The following is a 16,966-nucleotide window of genomic DNA, read 5'->3' as shown; positions in this document are numbered from 1 at the left end:
GACGTTCTACGAATGAGTTTTACCGCTTTGTTGACCTTGTTAGGTAGTCCGCTGCTCTGGGCGACGTTCGTCGCCCTCGCTTACATATCCATGACGCGCATTAAACGGGAGCGAAGCATGTTCCGGTCGCGCCGACGCTCGCCGAAGTCAGATTGGCGCCACTTTGTGTGGCCGAGTCTGTTGCTCGCGGTCCTCGGAACTGTAGCGACCGTCTTGCTCGAGACGACGGTCAACTTCGAGTGGGTCGTCACGTTCACCGTCCTCTACGCCCTGATCGTCTTGACGATGCATCCGCGCTTCATGAGTCCGGCGTTTCCGTTCCTGATCATGCTCGTGGTCATCGGTCTGCGCGACGTTGTCCCGCTAGCCGGGCTCACGAATTGGATCGACCGGCTCGCCGACGTCGAGTGGCCGGTGTATGCGCTCGTGTTCGGCATCGTCACGCTCGCCGAAGCGATCCTCCTTCGTTGGAACGGGATCAAAGAGACGTCACCGACGCTCATCTTGTCGAAGCGCGGCCAGTTCATCGGCGGACACGTCGTCAAGCGGGTTTGGTTCTTTCCGCTCATCGTCTTTTTACCGCCATCGTTCGGGCTCGACTTCTCGGTACCGGTCATCTTGCCGATCCCGATCGGGGTCAGCCTGCTGTCGACCGGGGCACTGCCGGGAACGCTGCTCGGCCGGTTGAGCCTGTATCGCGGTTTGCTCGCGGTGGTCGCGCTCGGCTTGTTCGCCGGGTCGTACGTCCTAGACGTTCCGTACGTCGCTTATGTGTTGATCGGTCTGTTCGTCTTGTACGAGCTCGCCTTGCAGCTCATCAAACGGGAGAACCGCGGCACGACACCGGTCTTCTTGAACGGGAACCGCGGGGCGGTCATCATCGATACGCTTCCGGGTTCTCCGGGGGAGACGATGCAGCTCATACCAGGTGAGTCGATCTACAAAGTGAACGGTACGGTCATCACCGGAGGGAGCAGCTTTTATGAGGCGCTTCAACTCCATAAGCCGTACATCAAGCTCGAAGTGCTCAACTTGAACGGGGATATCCGCTTCGTGCAACGGGCGATGTATGAGGCCGACCCGCACGAGCTCGGCATCTTGTTCGTCGGGGATCCGATGAGCCCGCGCTTGCGTTTACGGAAATTATAAAAAGGAGCATCCGTCGCGGATGCTCCTTTTCGTATGCTTATACTTCAAGTTTTGATGGTTTGAAGCCCATCGTCGCTTCGACGGCGTGTTGCCAGCCTTTGTAGAGCGCTTCACGATGCGCTTCGTCCATGTTCGGTTCGAACTGATGATCGAGTTTCCATTGCTGCTTGATCTCGTTCTGGTCTTTCCAGAACCCGACGGCGAGTCCGGCGAGATAGGCGGCGCCGAGCGCCGTCGTCTCACTCACTTCCGGACGTTCGACCGGTACGTTCAAGATGTCCGCTTGGAACTGCATGAGGAAGTCGTTGTTGACTGCACCACCGTCGACGCGGAGCGTCTTCAATGCGATGCCGGAATCTTGCTCCATCGCCGTCAAGACGTCGCGTGTCTGATAGGCGAGTGACTCGAGCGTCGCCCGGACGAAGTGTTCTTTTTCCGTACCGCGGGTGATCCCGAAGATGGCGCCGCGGACGTCCGAGTCCCAATACGGGGCACCGAGTCCGACGAAGGCCGGGACGACGTAGACCCCGTCGGTCGTGTCGACACGGTTCGCATACTGTTCCGTATCTTTCGCCGACTTGAGCATACGCAGTCCGTCACGGAGCCACTGGATGGCTGATCCGGCGACAAAGATCGATCCTTCGAGCGCGTACTCGACTTTGCCGTTGTAGCCCCAGGCGATCGTCGTCAACAGACCGTGGTCCGACTTGACGGCTTCTTCTCCCGTGTTCATAAGCATGAAGCAACCCGTACCGTATGTGTTCTTCCCTTCGCCTGACTCGAAGCAGGCTTGGCCGAACAAGGCGGCTTGTTGGTCACCGGCCGCGCCGGCAATCGGGACTTCGAATCCGAAGAAGTGGTACGGAATCGTGTGAGCGTATACTTCACTCGATGGCTTGACTTCAGGCAGCATCGACTTTGGTACGGTGAGGATGTCGAGCAACTCATCGTCCCACTTCTGCTCGTAGATGTTGTACATGAGCGTCCGTGACGCGTTCGAGTAGTCGGTGACGTGCGCGAGACCGCCCGAGAGTTTCCAGATGAGCCACGTGTCGATCGTTCCGAACAACAATTCCCCGGCTTCCGCTTTCTCACGGGCGCCTTCGACGTTGTCGAGGATCCATTTCACTTTCGTCCCCGAGAAGTAAGCGTCGATCAATAATCCGGTCTTGTCGCGGAACAAGTCGGCGTGACCGGCCGCATTCAATTCGTCACAGATGCCGGCAGTCTGACGCGATTGCCAGACGACGGCGTTGTAGACAGGTCTGCCGGTCGACTTCTCCCAGACGACCGTCGTCTCCCGTTGGTTCGTGATGCCGATGGCCGCGATCTCTTTCGGGTCGATGTCGGCCGAACCGAACGCCTCGGCCATGACGGCGAGGACCGAACCCCAGATCTCGTTGGCGTTATGCTCGACCCAGCCTGGTTTCGGGAAGTACTGCTTGAACTCGCGCTGAGCGGTCGTGACGATCTTGCCGTCGTGGTCGAAGATGATGACCCGTGAACTGGTCGTACCTTGGTCGATTGCTAAAATATACCGTTTTTCTTTGTCCATATGAATGTGCCTCCTTAGAAGTTAGGGTGATTATGGGACGAGGATACCATAGAGCAACGCGGCGATGACAGCGCCGATGATCGGTCCGACGACTGGAATCCATGAATAGCCCCAGTCGGACGTCCCTTTGCCTTTGATTGGGAGTATCGCATGCGCGATCCGCGGTCCAAGGTCACGGGCCGGGTTGATCGCATAACCGGTCGTTCCACCGAGCGAGAGACCGATCGAGACGATCAAGAAACCGACGATGAGCGGGTTTAATCCATCTGTGAACGTGTTGGCCCCGAACGATAGTAAAGCGAAGACGAGGACGAATGTTCCGATGATCTCCGAGATCAAGTTGAACGGAGTGTTCCGAATACCAGGAGCGGTCGAGAACGTCGCGAGCTTCGCACCCGGGTCGTCGGTCGCGTCATAGTGCGGTTTGTAGTGTACGTAGACGAGTACGGCCCCGATGAACGCCCCGATGAACTGGGCAAGGATGTACAGTGGCACATCTTCCCATGGGAATGCCCCGCTCGTGGCGAGGCCGATTGTGACGGCCGGGTTGATGTGCGCGCCTCCGTAAATACCTGCGGCGTACACCCCGACCATAACGGCGAGACCCCAACCGAACGTGATGACGATCCAGCCGCCGTTCTCGGCTTTCGAGTGGCGGAGGACGACGCCGGCGACGACACCGTTACCGAGCAAGATGAGTAGCATTGTACCGATAATTTCGCTGACAAATGCTGACATGTGATACTCCCTTCCTTCCATATTGGATTTGGCTTACCACTTTTCTATATCCCCCGTTTGAAAGCGCTTTAAAACCAAGATATTGAAAAAAACCACTTTTTAATGAGGAAAGTGGTTCGGACTGGTAAAATGTTTGGAAAAATCAAGGGTGATCCCGACGAGAAAGATGAAGAGAACCCCTAAGCTCACGAAAGACAACGGTGCCCACCATGTCGCCCCGAGGTCGAGCACAATCGAGGCGATGACAGCCAAGTAGAGCCAAGCGAGCCGTCTTGAAATCTCATGGTCCCGATAACGATTCGTGAGCGCTGCGCCGAATGGGGCACCGATGAAAGCACCTGTCACCAAGGCGAGCGGGGCAACGTAATCGAGCGACAGCGACGGCAAGTAACCGATGAGCCCGCCGAGCGAGATGAACAGGACGGCGGAGAGACTCGTCCCGACGGCGCGGTGCGTCGAAAACCCGAGCCAGCTCACGAGCAACGGGACGATGATAAAACCGCCGCCGATGCCAAGGAGCGCCGACAAGAGCCCGGCGATCGCCCCGATGAAGAAACTTGCGGCCAATCCGGATTTTTTCCGTTTCGGCGGCTTCGATGTTTTCTTTAGAAGCGTAACGGCAAAATAAGAAAGGATAAGCAAATAGAACACATTCAGCAACCAGTCATACGTCCCGGAGATCGACAGCACGAGCCGGCTCGACAGCTGCGCAGTGACGGCGCCGGCCAGACCGACCGTGAGGCCGGTCGACCAAGCCACGTTGCCGAGCGACGAGTGCTTCTTCGCCCCGGCCAGGCTCGTCCCGACGACGAACAAAAGTGACGTCGCGACCGCCTCGGCCGCCGAATATCCGTTGAACAAGAGCACCGGGACGATGATGACACCGCCCCCGATGCCGAAGAAACCGGACAAGGCGCCGACGACCGCGCCGAGCGGGATAAAGAGAAGTGACCACATGACGACCCACCCATTTCTGTTTAGATTCCTCCTCACTATAGCGAATCGGAGAGCGGTTTGGGAAGCGTCTCAGAAGCGAATATTTGTTCGTGTATGTGCTATAATCAAGTCAATATGCAAGGGATAGAAAGCGAGGAATATATATGGACAAGATCAAGCTTCCGTTCGAATTACATTCGGAATATAGTCCGGCCGGCGACCAGCCGGAGGCGATCCGCCAGCTCATCGAAGGCGTCAACCGTGGCGACCGTTATCAGACGCTGCTCGGTGCGACCGGCACCGGGAAGACGTTCACCGTGTCGAACGTCATCCAGGAAGTGAAGAAACCGACGCTCGTCTTAGCCCACAACAAGACGCTCGCCGGCCAGCTCTATTCCGAGTTCAAAGAGTTTTTCCCGAACAACGCCGTCGAATATTTCGTCAGCTATTATGACTACTATCAACCGGAGGCGTACGTGCCGTCGACCGACACGTTCATCGAGAAAGATGCCTCGATCAACGACGAGATCGACAAGCTCCGCCACTCGGCGACGTCGTCCTTGTTCGAGCGGGATGATGTCATCATCGTCGCATCTGTATCGTGTATATACGGTCTCGGTAACCCGGAAGAATACAACAGTCTCGTCTTGAGTCTCCGCGTCGGCAAAGAGATGGGGCGCGACCAGATGCTCCGCAAATTGATCGACATCCAATATGAACGGAACGACATCGATTTCCAACGCGGGCGCTTCCGTGTCCGCGGCGACGTCGTCGAGATCTTCCCGGCGTCACGCGACGAGCAGTGCTTGCGCGTCGAATTCTTCGGTGACGAGATCGACCGTATCCGCGAGATGAACCCGCTCACCGGCGAGATCATCGCCGACCGTGAACACGTCTCGATCTTCCCGGCATCCCACTTCGTCACCCGCGACGAGAAGCTGCAAAAGGCAATCGTCAACATCGAGGCCGAGCTCGAGCAACAGCTCGAGAAATTCCGCGAAGAAGGCAAACTGCTCGAAGCGCAACGTCTCGAGCAGCGGACGAACTACGACCTCGAGATGATGCGCGAGATGGGCTACTGTTCAGGCATCGAGAACTATTCACGCCATCTGAACTTGACGGAAGAAGGGGCGACGCCGTACACGCTCATCGACTACTTCCCGAAAGACTTCTTGCTCATCGCCGACGAGTCACACGTGACGCTGCCGCAAGTCCGCGGGATGTTCAACGGCGACCAGGCGCGCAAACAAATGCTCGTCGACCACGGTTTCCGTCTACCATCGGCCAAGGACAACCGTCCACTCAAGTTCGAGGAGTTCGAGAAGAAGTTGAATCAGGCGATCTTCATCTCGGCGACACCGGGCCCGTACGAGCTCGAGCATACACCAAACATGATCGAGCAGATCATCCGGCCGACGGGTCTACTCGACCCGACAATCGAGATCCACCCGATCAAAGGACAGATCGACTACTTGATGGACCAGATCCGCGACCGCATCAAACAGGACGAACGCGTCCTCGTGACGACGCTCACGAAGAAGATGGCCGAAGACTTGTCGGACTATCTCCGTGAAGCGGGCATCAAGGTCAACTATATGCACTCCGAGATCAAGACGCTCGAACGGATCGAGATCATCCGTGACCTGCGGCTCGGCAAATACGACGTCCTCGTCGGGATCAACTTGCTGCGGGAAGGGCTCGATATCCCGGAAGTGAGTCTCGTCACGATCCTCGACGCCGACAAGGAAGGGTTCCTTCGTTCTGACCGGTCACTCATCCAGACGATCGGACGGGCGGCCCGTAACTCGAACGGCCACGTCATCCTGTTCGCGGACAAGATGACCGATTCGATGACGCGGGCGATCGGGGAGACCGACCGCCGTCGGACGATCCAACAAGAATACAATGAAGAGCACGGCGTCACGCCGCAGACGATCCGCAAAGAAGTGCGCGGCGTCATCCGCGCGACCGTCGCTGCCGAAGAAGAAGTGCTCGAGTCGCTCAGCTCGATGAATCAAGACGAGCGCGAGGCGGCAATCGGCAAACTAGAAGAAGAAATGAAACAAGCGGCCCGCGATCTTCAGTTCGAGCGGGCGGCCGAATTGCGTGACTTAATCTTGGAGTTGAAGGTAGGGAATTAAATGGCTGAAAAGAAAAATGCGATCGTCATCAAAGGGGCGCGCGTCAACAACTTGAAAAACATTGATATCGATATCCCTCGTGACCAGCTCGTCGTCTTGACGGGTCTGTCGGGATCAGGGAAGTCATCGCTCGCATTCGATACGATCTACGCCGAAGGGCAACGCCGTTACGTCGAGAGCCTGTCGGCATACGCCCGTCAGTTCCTCGGACAGATGGACAAGCCGGACGTCGATACGATCGAAGGGTTGAGCCCGGCCATCTCGATCGACCAGAAGACGACGAGCCGGAACCCGCGCTCGACCGTCGGGACGGTGACGGAGATCTATGACTACTTACGACTCTTGTTCGCCCGCATCGGGAAACCCGTCTGCCCACGCCACGGCATCGAGATCTCAAGCCAGACGATCTCACAGATGGTCGACCAAGTGATGGAGCTCCCGGAGAAGACGCGCCTGCAAATCTTGGCGCCGATCGTGTCGGGACGGAAAGGCACGCACGTCAAAGTGTTCGACTCGCTCAAAAAAGAAGGGTTCGTCCGTGTCCGCGTCAACGGGGAAACGATCGAACTGACTGATGACATCGAGCTCGACAAGAACAAGAAACATTCGATTGAAGTCGTCGTCGACCGGCTCGTCGTCCGCGCTGACGTCGAAGGCCGCCTCGCCGATTCACTCGAGACGGCACTCCGCCTCGCGGACGGCCGCGCCATCATCGACAAGATGGACGGGACCGAGTTGTTGTTTAGCGAACACCATGCTTGCCCGATCTGTGGCTTCTCGATCGGTGAGCTCGAGCCGCGCATGTTCTCGTTCAACTCACCGTTCGGGGCCTGCCCGACGTGTGACGGTCTCGGTACGAAACTCGACGTCGACCCGGAGCTCGTCATCCCAGACCCGTCGAAGACGCTGAAAGAAGGAGCGGTCGTCGCATGGCAGCCGACGAGCTCGCAATATTATCCGCAGCTGCTCGCCTCGATGTGTCAGCATTTCGACATCGACATGGACGTGCCGTTCGAACGGCTGTCAAAACGTGACCAAGACCTCGTCTTGCACGGGACGGAAGAAGAATCGTTCTTGTTCCGCTACGAGAACGATTTCGGCCAAGTCCGGACGAACACAATCTTTTTTGAAGGGGTGCTCCGCAACATCGAGCGCCGCTATAAAGAGACGACGTCGGATTACATCCGGGAACAGATGGAGACGTATATGGCGACGCACGCCTGCCCGACGTGTAACGGCTATCGGTTGAAAGAAGAGACGCTCGCCGTCAAGATCACCGACCGCCACATCGGGGAAGTGACGACACTCTCGGTCGAGCATGCGCTCGCCTTGTTCGAGTCGCTCATGGACGAACTGAGCGAAAAAGATATCGCCATCGCCCGGCTCATCTTGCAAGAAATCAAAGAACGGCTCAGCTTCCTGAACAACGTCGGTCTCGACTACTTGACGTTGTCGCGGGCGGCCGGGACGTTATCGGGCGGGGAAGCGCAGCGGATCCGTCTAGCCACGCAGATCGGGTCGCGGCTGACCGGCGTCTTGTACGTCTTGGACGAGCCGTCGATCGGGTTGCACCAGCGTGACAACGACCGCTTGATCGCGACGCTCAAACAGATGCGCGACATCGGCAATACGCTCATCGTCGTCGAGCATGACGAGGACACGATGATGGCGGCCGACTACTTGATCGACATCGGACCGGGCGCCGGAGAGCACGGCGGAGAAGTCATCGCCGCCGGCACACCGAAGCAGATTATGAAGAACCGAAAGTCGCTCACCGGTCAATACTTGTCCGGGAAACGGTTCATCCCGCTGCCGGCCGAGCGCAAAGTGCCGGACGAGCGTTTCATCAGGATCGTCAAAGCAGCAGAGAACAACTTGAAAGAGGTCGACGTATCGATCCCGCTCGGTATGTTCATCGCCGTCACCGGTGTCTCCGGCTCCGGGAAGTCGACGCTCATCAACGAGATCCTGTACAAGTCGCTCGCGCACCATATTAACCGCGCCAAAGCGAAGCCAGGGAAGCATAAGACGATCGAAGGGCTTGACCAGATCGATAAAGTCATCGACATCGACCAGTCGCCGATCGGACGGACGCCGCGGTCGAACCCGGCGACGTATACGGGTGTGTTCGATGACATCCGTGACGTGTTCGCGTCGACGAACGAGGCGAAGATGCGCGGTTACAAGAAAGGCCGCTTCAGTTTCAACGTCAAAGGCGGACGCTGTGAGGCGTGCCGCGGGGACGGGATCATCAAGATCGAGATGCACTTCCTTCCAGACGTTTACGTCCCGTGTGAAATCTGTCACGGCAAACGCTACAATCGGGAGACGCTCGAAGTGAAGTATAAAGGCAAGACGATCGCCGACGTGCTCGACATGACGATCGAGGAAGGGCTCGACTTCTTTGACAAGATTCCGAAAATCAAGCGGAAGATCCAGACGATCTCTGACGTCGGTCTCGGCTACATGAAGCTCGGACAACCGGCGACCGAACTGTCGGGCGGGGAAGCGCAACGCGTCAAGCTCGCGTCTGAGCTGCACAAACGTTCGACCGGCAAGACGATCTACATCTTGGACGAGCCGACGACCGGTCTTCACGTCGACGATATCGCCCGGTTGTTAATCGTATTGCAGCGCCTCGTCGAGAACGGGGACACGGTGCTCGTCATCGAGCATAACTTAGACGTCATCAAGTCGGCCGACTACTTGATCGACCTCGGACCGGAAGGCGGGGACGGCGGCGGCGCGATCGTCGCGACCGGGACGCCGGAAGAAGTCGCCGAAGTCACGGCGTCGTACACCGGCAAATATTTGAAACCGGTGCTCGAACGTGATGCGGCCCGGGCCAAACCGAAAGCAGGAAAAAAGAAATAAGTATAGAAATGTTTAGAAACGGGAACATGATTGACGTGTAACCAAATCGAAGGGGGAAACGAACGTGAAACAAGAAATGCGTGAACTGATTCTCCAGCAAGTGAAAGATGGCAAACTGACGATCGAGGAAGGGATGACCCAACTCGAGCGGCTCGAGAAGTTGGAGCCGGAGCGTATGCAAGCGCTTGAAGAACATCAAGAGACGGAGAAGGTCGATGCCTACTCGGTCGAGTCGCTCACGACGAAACTGACGTCAGCGGTCGATGGACTCGTGACGAAACTTCGCGACAGCGACTTCTCGTTCAGCTCGAACTTCGGGCCGGAAGTGACGTACTCGAAATCGTTCCCGTTCACCGGGAAAGACATCCTGCTCGACTTGTTCAACGCCTCGGCGACGATCGTCTCGTCGGACCATGACGAGTGTGAACTGATCGTCACCGGTCGTCCGCTCCGACAGCAAGACGCGGACAAAGCGCTCGAACAGCTCCAGTCGGCCGTCAAACATTCGGTCATCGGCGACCGTCTCGTCATCTCACTTCGTGACAAGCTCGTCCGGGCCCACGTCGAACTGTACGTCCCGCATCATCATTTCGACCACTTGAACGTCCAAACGTTGAACGGTGAAGTCCGTGCCGACGGGATCGACGTCGAGAGCTTCCGCGTCCAGACGGCGAACGGCCGCGTCGTGCTTCACGAGGTGCACGCTTCAGAGATCCTCGTCAACACGGGCAACGGTACGGTCGAGGTCGAAGCGACCGAGTCTGAGCTCGTCCACGTCCGGACCGGTAACGGTTCTGTCATCGTGAACGGGAAGTATGACAAGGCCTCGCTCAAGACCGGGAACGGCAATATCCGCGCCGAACTCGCGACGGCGCGTCCCGCCAAGTTCGAAATCGCTTCGCTTGCCGGGAACATCCGACTCGTCTTGCCGCACGGCGTCGAGATCGAAGGCGAGCTCGAGACGAACTTCGGTGGGCTTCACTGTAACTTGGACGACCTCGAGATCGTCCGCGACCGTAAAGACGTCGCCCAGCGTCGTCTCGAGTTCCTATCAGGCCGTGGTCAGACGCCGCGCATCGAAGTCGAGGCCGGTACACGTACTGGTACGATCGACCTCGAGCACGGTTCACTCCACACGCCGTCGACGTTCCTCGAAGAAGACAAGCACGAACCGACGGAACCGATCGATCCGGTCGACCCGGTCAATCCGGCCGACTTGAACAACCCGTTCCATCAGCAATGACAATCAACCCCGAAGGCGAGCGCCTTCGGGGTTGTTTTTGTACAGCGTGAATCATAAGAAGCCCGAAGGCGATTGCCTCCGGGCTTTGTCACGTCATAAATTCATTTCGTTCTCGAACTGTTCCCATTCCATCATCGGGGCGTCATACAACGTGAACGAGCCGATGATAAAGAGGATAAACAGAATCGGTCCAGCGATGAGTAGGAAGATCCCGAGGTTCCGCATTTTTTTCGAGCGGTTCCAGTAGAAGATGATGGCGACGATCATCGAAAGTAACGAGCCGGACAAGAAGACACCGACGATGTTCAGGATGAACAACAAGAGCACCGTCTCGTTCTTCGTCGTCGCATATTCGCGCCACATGTCGATGAGCGACTTGATCAGATAGACGAGCGCCGCGATCCCGACGATGAAAATAAAGACGATGGCAATCCAAAAGAGTGCGTCCATTTTGTTTCACCTCCTTATAAACTTCTATACCCGTTCTACGCAATTGCCACAAATTAGTTTCATTCCTTTTGAATTGACAAGTTCTGCCTCACTTTTCACTAACGCTTCTGCTAAGGAGCTATGATACAATAATGAGCGTGAAAGGGGCAGATACTTATGCAAAATATCGTACGCACGGCTCAACTCGTTGAGCGCTTCAAGCTTCAAGTCATTTCCGGGGAAGAAGGGCTTCACCGTCCTGTCGCCACACCGGACCTCAGTCGACCAGGACTCGTCCTCGCCGGCTACTATACGCACTATGCGAAGAATCGTCTCCAAGTGCTCGGCAAGACGGAGCTCACGTTTTACGCGAGCCTGTCTGAAGAAAGCCGCCGCGAGCGTGCCAAAATTCTTTGCACGGAGTCGACACCGGGCATTCTCATCACGCGCGGCTTCGACATCCCGATCGAGATCGAGGAAGAGGCCGAGGCGGCGAACGTTCCGCTCATGCGCACAAACGCGGTGACGACGTCGATCGAGTCACAGATCACGAACTTCCTCGAGATGGAACTCGCACCGATGACGGCGATGCACGGCGTCCTCGTCGACATTTACGGTGTCGGCGTCCTCATCAAAGGACAGAGCGGCGTCGGTAAATCCGAGACCGCGCTCGAGCTCGTCAAGCGGGGCCACCGTCTCGTCGCCGACGACTCGGTCGAGATCCGGCAGACGGGCGACCAGCTGCTCGTCGGGTCGGCACCAAAACTGATCCGCCACTTGCTCGAGATTCGCGGGATCGGCATCATCGACGTGATGACGTTGTTCGGAGCGGGCGCCGTCCGTTCGCACAAAAAGATCAGCTTGATCATCAACCTCGAGAACTGGGACGCCGGCAAAGTGTATGACCGCGTTGGGCTCGACCATAACACGATGAAGATCATCGACAGTGAAGTGCCGCTACTCACGATCCCGGTCCGTCCGGGACGTAACTTGGCCGTCATCGTCGAAGTCGCGGCGATGAACTATCGCCTGCAAAACATGGGCATCAACACGGCGGAAGAGTTCGCCGAACGACTCGCCAACGCGATCCACGATAACGAAGGGGACATGGAATGATGGTGGAGCCGACGTTTGACCGCGTAGCGTTCGAGATCGGGTCGCTCCCGATCTATTGGTACGGCATGATCATCGCCTTCGGAGCGATGCTCGGTCTCGTCCTCGCCTTGTTTGAGGCGAAGCGACTCAATTATGATTCGGAGCGGGTCGTCGACGTCATCATCTGGGCGATCCCGATCAGTATCGTCTTCGCCCGGATTTACTATGTCGTGTTCCAATGGGATTACTACAGCCAAAACCTCGGGCAGATCATCGATATCCGTCAAGGCGGGATCGCGATTCACGGGGCCATCTTCGGCGCCTTGCTCGTCGTCATCATCTACTCGATGCGTAAATCGATGTCGTTCTGGAAAGTGACCGACATCCTCGCGCCATCGCTCTTGCTCGGTCAAGCGATCGGGCGGTGGGGCAACTTCATGAACCAAGAGGCGCACGGGTCTGAAACGACGAGCCGGTTTTTGAAAGAGACGTTGTTGTTACCAGACTGGATCGTCAACCAGATGTATATCGACGGGGCGTACTACTTGCCGACATTCTTGTTCGAGAGCGTCTGGAACATCCTCGGCGTCATCTTGCTCGTCGTTTGGCGCATGGTCGGCAATCCGCCGCGCGGCTATATCTTCTTGTCGTACCTCGTCTGGTACTCGATCGGTCGCTTCTATATCGAGGGACTCCGTACGGACAGCCTCATGGCCGGTGATCTACGGACGGCACAGCTCGTCTCGATCGCGATGATCGTGTTCGGGATCGTGATGATGGTGTTGCGCCGGAAAGCGAAGCGGTACGATGACCCTTCTGAGAAAGGACTGTTTGATTGATGGATACGATTTTATTTGATTTAGATGGTACGTTGCTCGATACGAACCCGCTCATCCTTGCGAGTTTTCGTCATACGCTCGGGTATTACTTCCCGAACGAGACGTATCAGGACGAAGATATCTTCCCGTTCATCGGACCGACGCTCGAGAAGTCGTTCAAAGCGCTCAATGAGCCGGAATGGAAAGAGATGCAGGCGTTCTATCGCAGCTTCAACATCGCCATGCACGACGCGCTCGTCGCCGAATATCCTGGCGTGATCGAAGGACTGCATCGTCTGTACACCAAAGGCTATAAGATGGGTATCGTCACATCGAAAGGCCGGCCGGTCGTCGAACACGGACTTCGCTTGTTCAACATCGACCACTTGTTTGGCGTCGTCGTCACGGCTGACGACGTCGAAAACGAGAAACCGCACGCCGAGCCGGTCGAGCAGGCGCTGCGCGCGCTCGGTTCGACACCGGAGCGGGCCGTCATGGTCGGAGACAACGATACGGACATCTTCAGCGGCAAAAACGCCGGCACGAAGACGGTCGCCGTCGGTTGGGCCTTGAAGGGCCGGGCGTTCTTAGAGACGCTCGAGCCTGACGTCATCATCGAGTCGATGGAGCACTTCGAGACGTGGCTCGACGAGGTCACGGTCAATGCGTAAGACGGAACGGTATCATCTGGACGGGCCCAACCCGCTCTGGCAGATGTATCGGACGATCCGCTTCTTGCGCGTCTTCAAAAATACGACGGTCGTCCTCGTCGGTCGTTACTTCCCGTCCGTCAAGGCGAAGCGTTGGCTGTACCGGAACTTCCTCGGGATGAAGATCGGGGAGTATAGCGCCCTCGCCCTCATGGTGACGCCTGACGTCATGTTCCCGGAGCGGATCACGATCGGACGCAACACGGTCATCGGCTTCAACACGACGATCCTTTGTCACGAGTACCTCGTCGACGAGTATCGGATCGGTGACGTCCGGATCGGTGACGACGTCTTGATCGGGGCGAACGTGACGATCTTGCCGGGCATCACGATCGGGGACAAGGCGGTCATAGGAGCCGGTGCCGTCGTACATCGCGACGTCTTGCCCGGCGAACGCGTCGTCGGCGCTAAACTACAAACCATAGACACGAAATAGACACAATTTAGCGCGAAATCATTTCAAGCTGTTCGATTGGTCTTCGTGTGAAAAATACTTGAGCGGTATCACTTTATTTGAAGGTGATGCCGTTTTTTTGTGTCGTGTCGCGAGGTGAGACGTCATGTATATTTTTGTCGAAAAACAATTGTCAGACCTAGTAAAATATATTCATTATAGAAGGAATATAGTCCCGATTTTTTTAAACTTTTTCGGTTGCCCTCATGGATTGAGTGCGGTATTCTTAATCCTGCAACTAAAAAAAGATACTAGAGACGATGTGGAGGATTTAGAATATGGAAGCGAACTATGAAGCACTAATGACGCTACCCGAACCAGAATCTCCGCTTGCTGCGGAGCTCCACTACTATAGAGGTCGTCGAGCGTTACGAGAAGGTCGCCTAGATGAAGCGACTTTTTTCATGGCTGAAGCAACTGCTGCGGCAGTCCATCGCGTCGATTACCACAAACAGTACGCTGAACTGTTATTCGAAGTAGGGGAGGTCTACCACGCCAATGATGTGTGGAAACGGGTATTAGAACTCGACCAAACGGCGACAGAGGCACTTTATCACCTCGCGAGCAACTGCGCCTATATCTCACAGTACGAAGAAGCGGCCACGTATGCGAGCCGCTATCTTGAACAGGAAGCGCACGGTCGTTACGCGGAATCGGTCCAATCCCTTCTCGAACTGATCGAGCTTGAACAAGAGCTCGAAGACGAAGAAGAGGACGAGTTGATCACGTGGCACACCGAGGCGCAGCAACACATCGACAAAGGTCGGCTCTTCGCCGCCAAGTCGACGCTCGAGCGCTTGATCGATCAATATCCGACGTTTTGGCCGGCGTTCAACAATTTGGCCATCGTCCACTTTTACCTCGGCAACGACGAATCGGCGTTCGAGACGCTCGGGTACGTCCTCGACCAAAATCCGGGCAACTTGCATGCGATCTTGAACACGATTCTTCTATTACATGAGGCCGGACAGTCGGAAGCGGCGCTGCAACTGTCGGTCCCGCTCACACGCGTCCGTCCGATCCAATTTGAATTGCGCTACAAGCTCGCTACGACGCTAGCTCTCGTCGGCCAGTACGACCATGCCTACGAAGAACTGCGTCTATTGAAAGAACGCGGCTTCCGTGGCGACTCACTGTTCGGGCATTGGCTCAGCGTATCCGCCTACAAGACAGGACGTTCTGAAGAAGCGGCTACCTATTTGAACAGTGACGAGTTGAAACAGTTTGAAGAGAAAAATCCGTTCGATATCCGCGACAACCTCGAGTTCCGCTCGGCGCTCGTCCAAGGTCTGCGCCAAGAGGAAGACACGGCCCGCATCGAGATCATTCGGATCATCTCCAAGCTCGCCGATGACGAAGCGTTCGAGGCGCTCGCCTTGACGAACGGATTGACCGATAACGAGACGGTGATCTCGTTCGCCGAAAAGTGTCGCGCTGAAATTTGCGGTTCTCCGTTCACGGGCGACGCCCGGATCGAACGAGGATACGCCGCCCTCGTCCTCGCCGAAACAGAAGTGACGGAAGCAGAACAGATGAGCCTCGACGGCGATTTCTATGAGCGCTTCTCGCGACTGCTGCTAGCGGGAGAAACGTTCGAAGACGTCACGGCATCGGCCGCGGCGCTCGTCTGGATGTTTTACGCGAAACGCGAATCACTCCTGCTCGAGGAATGCGCCGATACGTTCGGCGTCTCGGTCGACACGCTCACCGGGACGATCCGGACGTTCAAGCGGACACTCGAGCAAGCATAAAGATAGACGATACCTCCCTAGGTTTCTTATACTGAAGTCAATCAATTTCATGCAGAGGTGGAATCACTATGACAGAAGAAAAAATCTATGACGTCATTATCATCGGGGCCGGCCCAGCCGGAATGACGGCGGCACTTTACGCGTCGCGTGCCAATTTGTCGACACTTATGATCGAACGAGGCATCCCAGGTGGACAGATGGCGAACACGGAAGATATCGAAAACTATCCAGGTTACGACAGCATTCTCGGTCCTGACCTATCTCAAAAAATGTTTGACCACTCGAAAGCGTTCGGTGCGGAATACGCGTATGGCGATGTCCAAAGCATCTCGGACGAAACCGAATATAAAGTCGTCCACGCCCATAACCGTGACTACAAGGCACGCGCCATCATCCTTGCTTCAGGGGCGCAGTATAAAAAAATCGGCGTACCGGGCGAAGAAGAGCTCGGCGGTCGCGGTGTATCCTACTGTGCAGTCTGTGACGGTGCGTTCTTCAAAGGGAAAAACTTGTTCGTCATCGGCGGCGGCGACTCTGCTGTCGAAGAAGGCGTGTTCTTGACGCGCTTCGCGGACAAAGTGACGATCGTCCACCGTCGCGATGAGCTACGGGCGCAGAAGATCCTGCAAAAACGTGCGTTCGACAACCCGAAAGTCGACTTCATCTGGAACCATACGTTGAAAGAGATCGTAGAAGCAGACGGGAAAGTCGGCGGGGCCCGTCTCGTCAGCACGATCGACGGCACGGAGTCGGAGCATGAGATCGATGGCGTATTCATTTACATCGGGATGAACCCGATCACTGGATTCGTCAAAGACCTCGGCATTTTGAACGAGCAAGGCTACATCGTCACGAACGAAGCGATGGAGACGACGATCCCTGGGATCTTCGCCGCCGGAGACGTTCGCGACAAGACGCTCCGTCAAGTCGTCACAGCGACGAACGACGGATCGATCGCCGCTCAAAACGCGCAACATTTCATCGAGGGTCTCCTCGAGAAATTACAAGAACAAAACGCGTGACCAAGGCAGAAGGGATTGCGGGCAACCGCAATCCCTTCTCTTTTTTTCGGG

14 protein-coding genes are annotated in these 16,966 nt (G+C 56.4%); 10 read left to right on the top strand and 4 right to left on the bottom strand.

The features are described from left to right. Nucleotides 1-12 precede the first annotated feature (12 nt). The gene (locus EVJ21_RS05115; RefSeq protein WP_131490028.1) at nucleotides 13-1,149 is read left to right on the top strand and encodes a PDZ domain-containing protein; all 1,137 of its coding nucleotides are present in this window, start codon (nucleotides 13-15) and stop codon (nucleotides 1,147-1,149) included. Nucleotides 1,150-1,186: 37 nt separating this feature from the next. Here the strand turns inward: EVJ21_RS05115 and glpK are convergent, their stop codons facing one another. The 3 genes from glpK to EVJ21_RS05100 form a co-directional block, all read right to left on the bottom strand. Beyond that, nucleotides 1,187-2,704, bottom strand: coding sequence for a glycerol kinase GlpK (gene glpK / locus EVJ21_RS05110; protein WP_131490027.1), 1,518 nt, complete (start codon nucleotides 2,702-2,704; stop codon nucleotides 1,187-1,189). A gap of 30 nt (nucleotides 2,705-2,734) precedes the next feature. Next, entirely contained in the window at nucleotides 2,735-3,442 is a 708-nt protein-coding gene (locus tag EVJ21_RS05105) for an MIP/aquaporin family protein (RefSeq protein ID WP_131464007.1), read from the bottom strand. 99 nt (nucleotides 3,443-3,541) lie between these two features. After that, nucleotides 3,542-4,399, bottom strand: a complete 858-nt coding sequence (locus EVJ21_RS05100; protein ID WP_131490026.1) for a sulfite exporter TauE/SafE family protein — start codon at nucleotides 4,397-4,399, stop codon at nucleotides 3,542-3,544. 143 nt (nucleotides 4,400-4,542) lie between these two features. On the opposite strand from EVJ21_RS05100, the gene uvrB reads away from it, so the two are divergent. The 3 genes from uvrB to EVJ21_RS05085 all read left to right on the top strand — a co-directional run bounded on the left by uvrB (nucleotide 4,543) and on the right by EVJ21_RS05085 (nucleotide 10,636). Then, nucleotides 4,543-6,519 (top strand): excinuclease ABC subunit UvrB, encoded by a 1,977-nt coding sequence (gene uvrB, locus EVJ21_RS05095; protein ID WP_370251869.1) that lies wholly within the window; start codon nucleotides 4,543-4,545, stop codon nucleotides 6,517-6,519. Continuing rightward, the gene (gene uvrA / locus EVJ21_RS05090) at nucleotides 6,520-9,393 is read left to right on the top strand and encodes an excinuclease ABC subunit UvrA (protein WP_131490025.1); all 2,874 of its coding nucleotides are present in this window, start codon (nucleotides 6,520-6,522) and stop codon (nucleotides 9,391-9,393) included. Nucleotides 9,394-9,457: 64 nt separating this feature from the next. After that, a complete protein-coding gene (locus tag EVJ21_RS05085) occupies nucleotides 9,458-10,636 on the top strand; it encodes a DUF4097 family beta strand repeat-containing protein (protein ID WP_131490024.1) in 1,179 nt (392 codons plus the stop codon). Between the two features lie 93 nt (nucleotides 10,637-10,729). On the opposite strand, the gene EVJ21_RS05080 is transcribed toward EVJ21_RS05085, so the two are convergent. Beyond that, nucleotides 10,730-11,086 carry a hypothetical protein gene (locus EVJ21_RS05080; protein ID WP_070328686.1) on the bottom strand — a complete coding sequence of 119 codons (357 nt, stop codon included), beginning with the start codon at nucleotides 11,084-11,086 and terminating at the stop codon, nucleotides 10,730-10,732. A 156-nt stretch (nucleotides 11,087-11,242) separates the two neighbouring features. Between EVJ21_RS05080 and hprK the strand changes: the two genes are divergently transcribed. The 6 genes from hprK to trxB all read left to right on the top strand — a co-directional run bounded on the left by hprK (nucleotide 11,243) and on the right by trxB (nucleotide 16,915). After that, the gene (gene hprK, locus EVJ21_RS05075; protein WP_070328687.1) at nucleotides 11,243-12,181 is read left to right on the top strand and encodes an HPr(Ser) kinase/phosphatase; all 939 of its coding nucleotides are present in this window, start codon (nucleotides 11,243-11,245) and stop codon (nucleotides 12,179-12,181) included. Then, complete coding sequence (gene lgt, locus EVJ21_RS05070) at nucleotides 12,178-12,999, top strand: prolipoprotein diacylglyceryl transferase (RefSeq protein WP_070328688.1); 822 nt, start codon at nucleotides 12,178-12,180, stop codon at nucleotides 12,997-12,999. The genes hprK and lgt overlap by 4 nt, the downstream gene beginning before the upstream one ends. Beyond that, nucleotides 12,999-13,649, top strand: a complete 651-nt coding sequence (ppaX, locus tag EVJ21_RS05065; RefSeq protein ID WP_131490023.1) for a pyrophosphatase PpaX — start codon at nucleotides 12,999-13,001, stop codon at nucleotides 13,647-13,649. The genes lgt and ppaX overlap by 1 nt, the downstream gene beginning before the upstream one ends. Next, nucleotides 13,642-14,124 (top strand): acyltransferase, encoded by a 483-nt coding sequence (locus EVJ21_RS05060; RefSeq protein WP_131441393.1) that lies wholly within the window; start codon nucleotides 13,642-13,644, stop codon nucleotides 14,122-14,124. The genes ppaX and EVJ21_RS05060 overlap by 8 nt, the downstream gene beginning before the upstream one ends. A 296-nt stretch (nucleotides 14,125-14,420) precedes the next feature. Then, complete coding sequence (locus EVJ21_RS05055; RefSeq protein ID WP_236636558.1) at nucleotides 14,421-15,893, top strand: tetratricopeptide repeat protein; 1,473 nt, start codon at nucleotides 14,421-14,423, stop codon at nucleotides 15,891-15,893. Between the two features lie 68 nt (nucleotides 15,894-15,961). Next, nucleotides 15,962-16,915, top strand: a complete 954-nt coding sequence (gene trxB, locus EVJ21_RS05050) for a thioredoxin-disulfide reductase (protein WP_070328693.1) — start codon at nucleotides 15,962-15,964, stop codon at nucleotides 16,913-16,915. Nucleotides 16,916-16,966 lie beyond the last annotated feature (51 nt).

The sequence above is a fragment of the Exiguobacterium sp. SH0S2 genome (assembly GCF_004337185.1).
GTDB lineage: Bacteria > Bacillota > Bacilli > Exiguobacteriales > Exiguobacteriaceae > Exiguobacterium > Exiguobacterium aurantiacum_A.
Note: the sequence above shows the minus strand (reverse complement) of the source record. Positions and strands in the feature narration are given on the sequence as shown.

Bases quoted from the DNA above. Each gene is read 5' to 3' on its own strand.
- EVJ21_RS05115 (WP_131490028.1), top strand. From the start codon at position 13: ATGAGTTTTACCGCTTTGTTGACCTTGTTAGGTAGTCCGCTGCTCTGG.
- glpK (WP_131490027.1), bottom strand. From the start codon at position 2,704: ATGGACAAAGAAAAACGGTATATTTTAGCAATCGACCAAGGTACGACC.
- EVJ21_RS05105 (WP_131464007.1), bottom strand. From the start codon at position 3,442: ATGTCAGCATTTGTCAGCGAAATTATCGGTACAATGCTACTCATCTTG.
- EVJ21_RS05100 (WP_131490026.1), bottom strand. From the start codon at position 4,399: ATGTGGTCACTTCTCTTTATCCCGCTCGGCGCGGTCGTCGGCGCCTTG.
- uvrB (WP_370251869.1), top strand. From the start codon at position 4,543: ATGGACAAGATCAAGCTTCCGTTCGAATTACATTCGGAATATAGTCCG.
- uvrA (WP_131490025.1), top strand. From the start codon at position 6,520: ATGGCTGAAAAGAAAAATGCGATCGTCATCAAAGGGGCGCGCGTCAAC.
- EVJ21_RS05080 (WP_070328686.1), bottom strand. From the start codon at position 11,086: ATGGACGCACTCTTTTGGATTGCCATCGTCTTTATTTTCATCGTCGGG.
- hprK (WP_070328687.1), top strand. From the start codon at position 11,243: ATGCAAAATATCGTACGCACGGCTCAACTCGTTGAGCGCTTCAAGCTT.
- lgt (WP_070328688.1), top strand. From the start codon at position 12,178: ATGATGGTGGAGCCGACGTTTGACCGCGTAGCGTTCGAGATCGGGTCG.
- ppaX (WP_131490023.1), top strand. From the start codon at position 12,999: ATGGATACGATTTTATTTGATTTAGATGGTACGTTGCTCGATACGAAC.
- EVJ21_RS05060 (WP_131441393.1), top strand. From the start codon at position 13,642: ATGCGTAAGACGGAACGGTATCATCTGGACGGGCCCAACCCGCTCTGG.
- EVJ21_RS05055 (WP_236636558.1), top strand. From the start codon at position 14,421: ATGGAAGCGAACTATGAAGCACTAATGACGCTACCCGAACCAGAATCT.
- trxB (WP_070328693.1), top strand. From the start codon at position 15,962: ATGACAGAAGAAAAAATCTATGACGTCATTATCATCGGGGCCGGCCCA.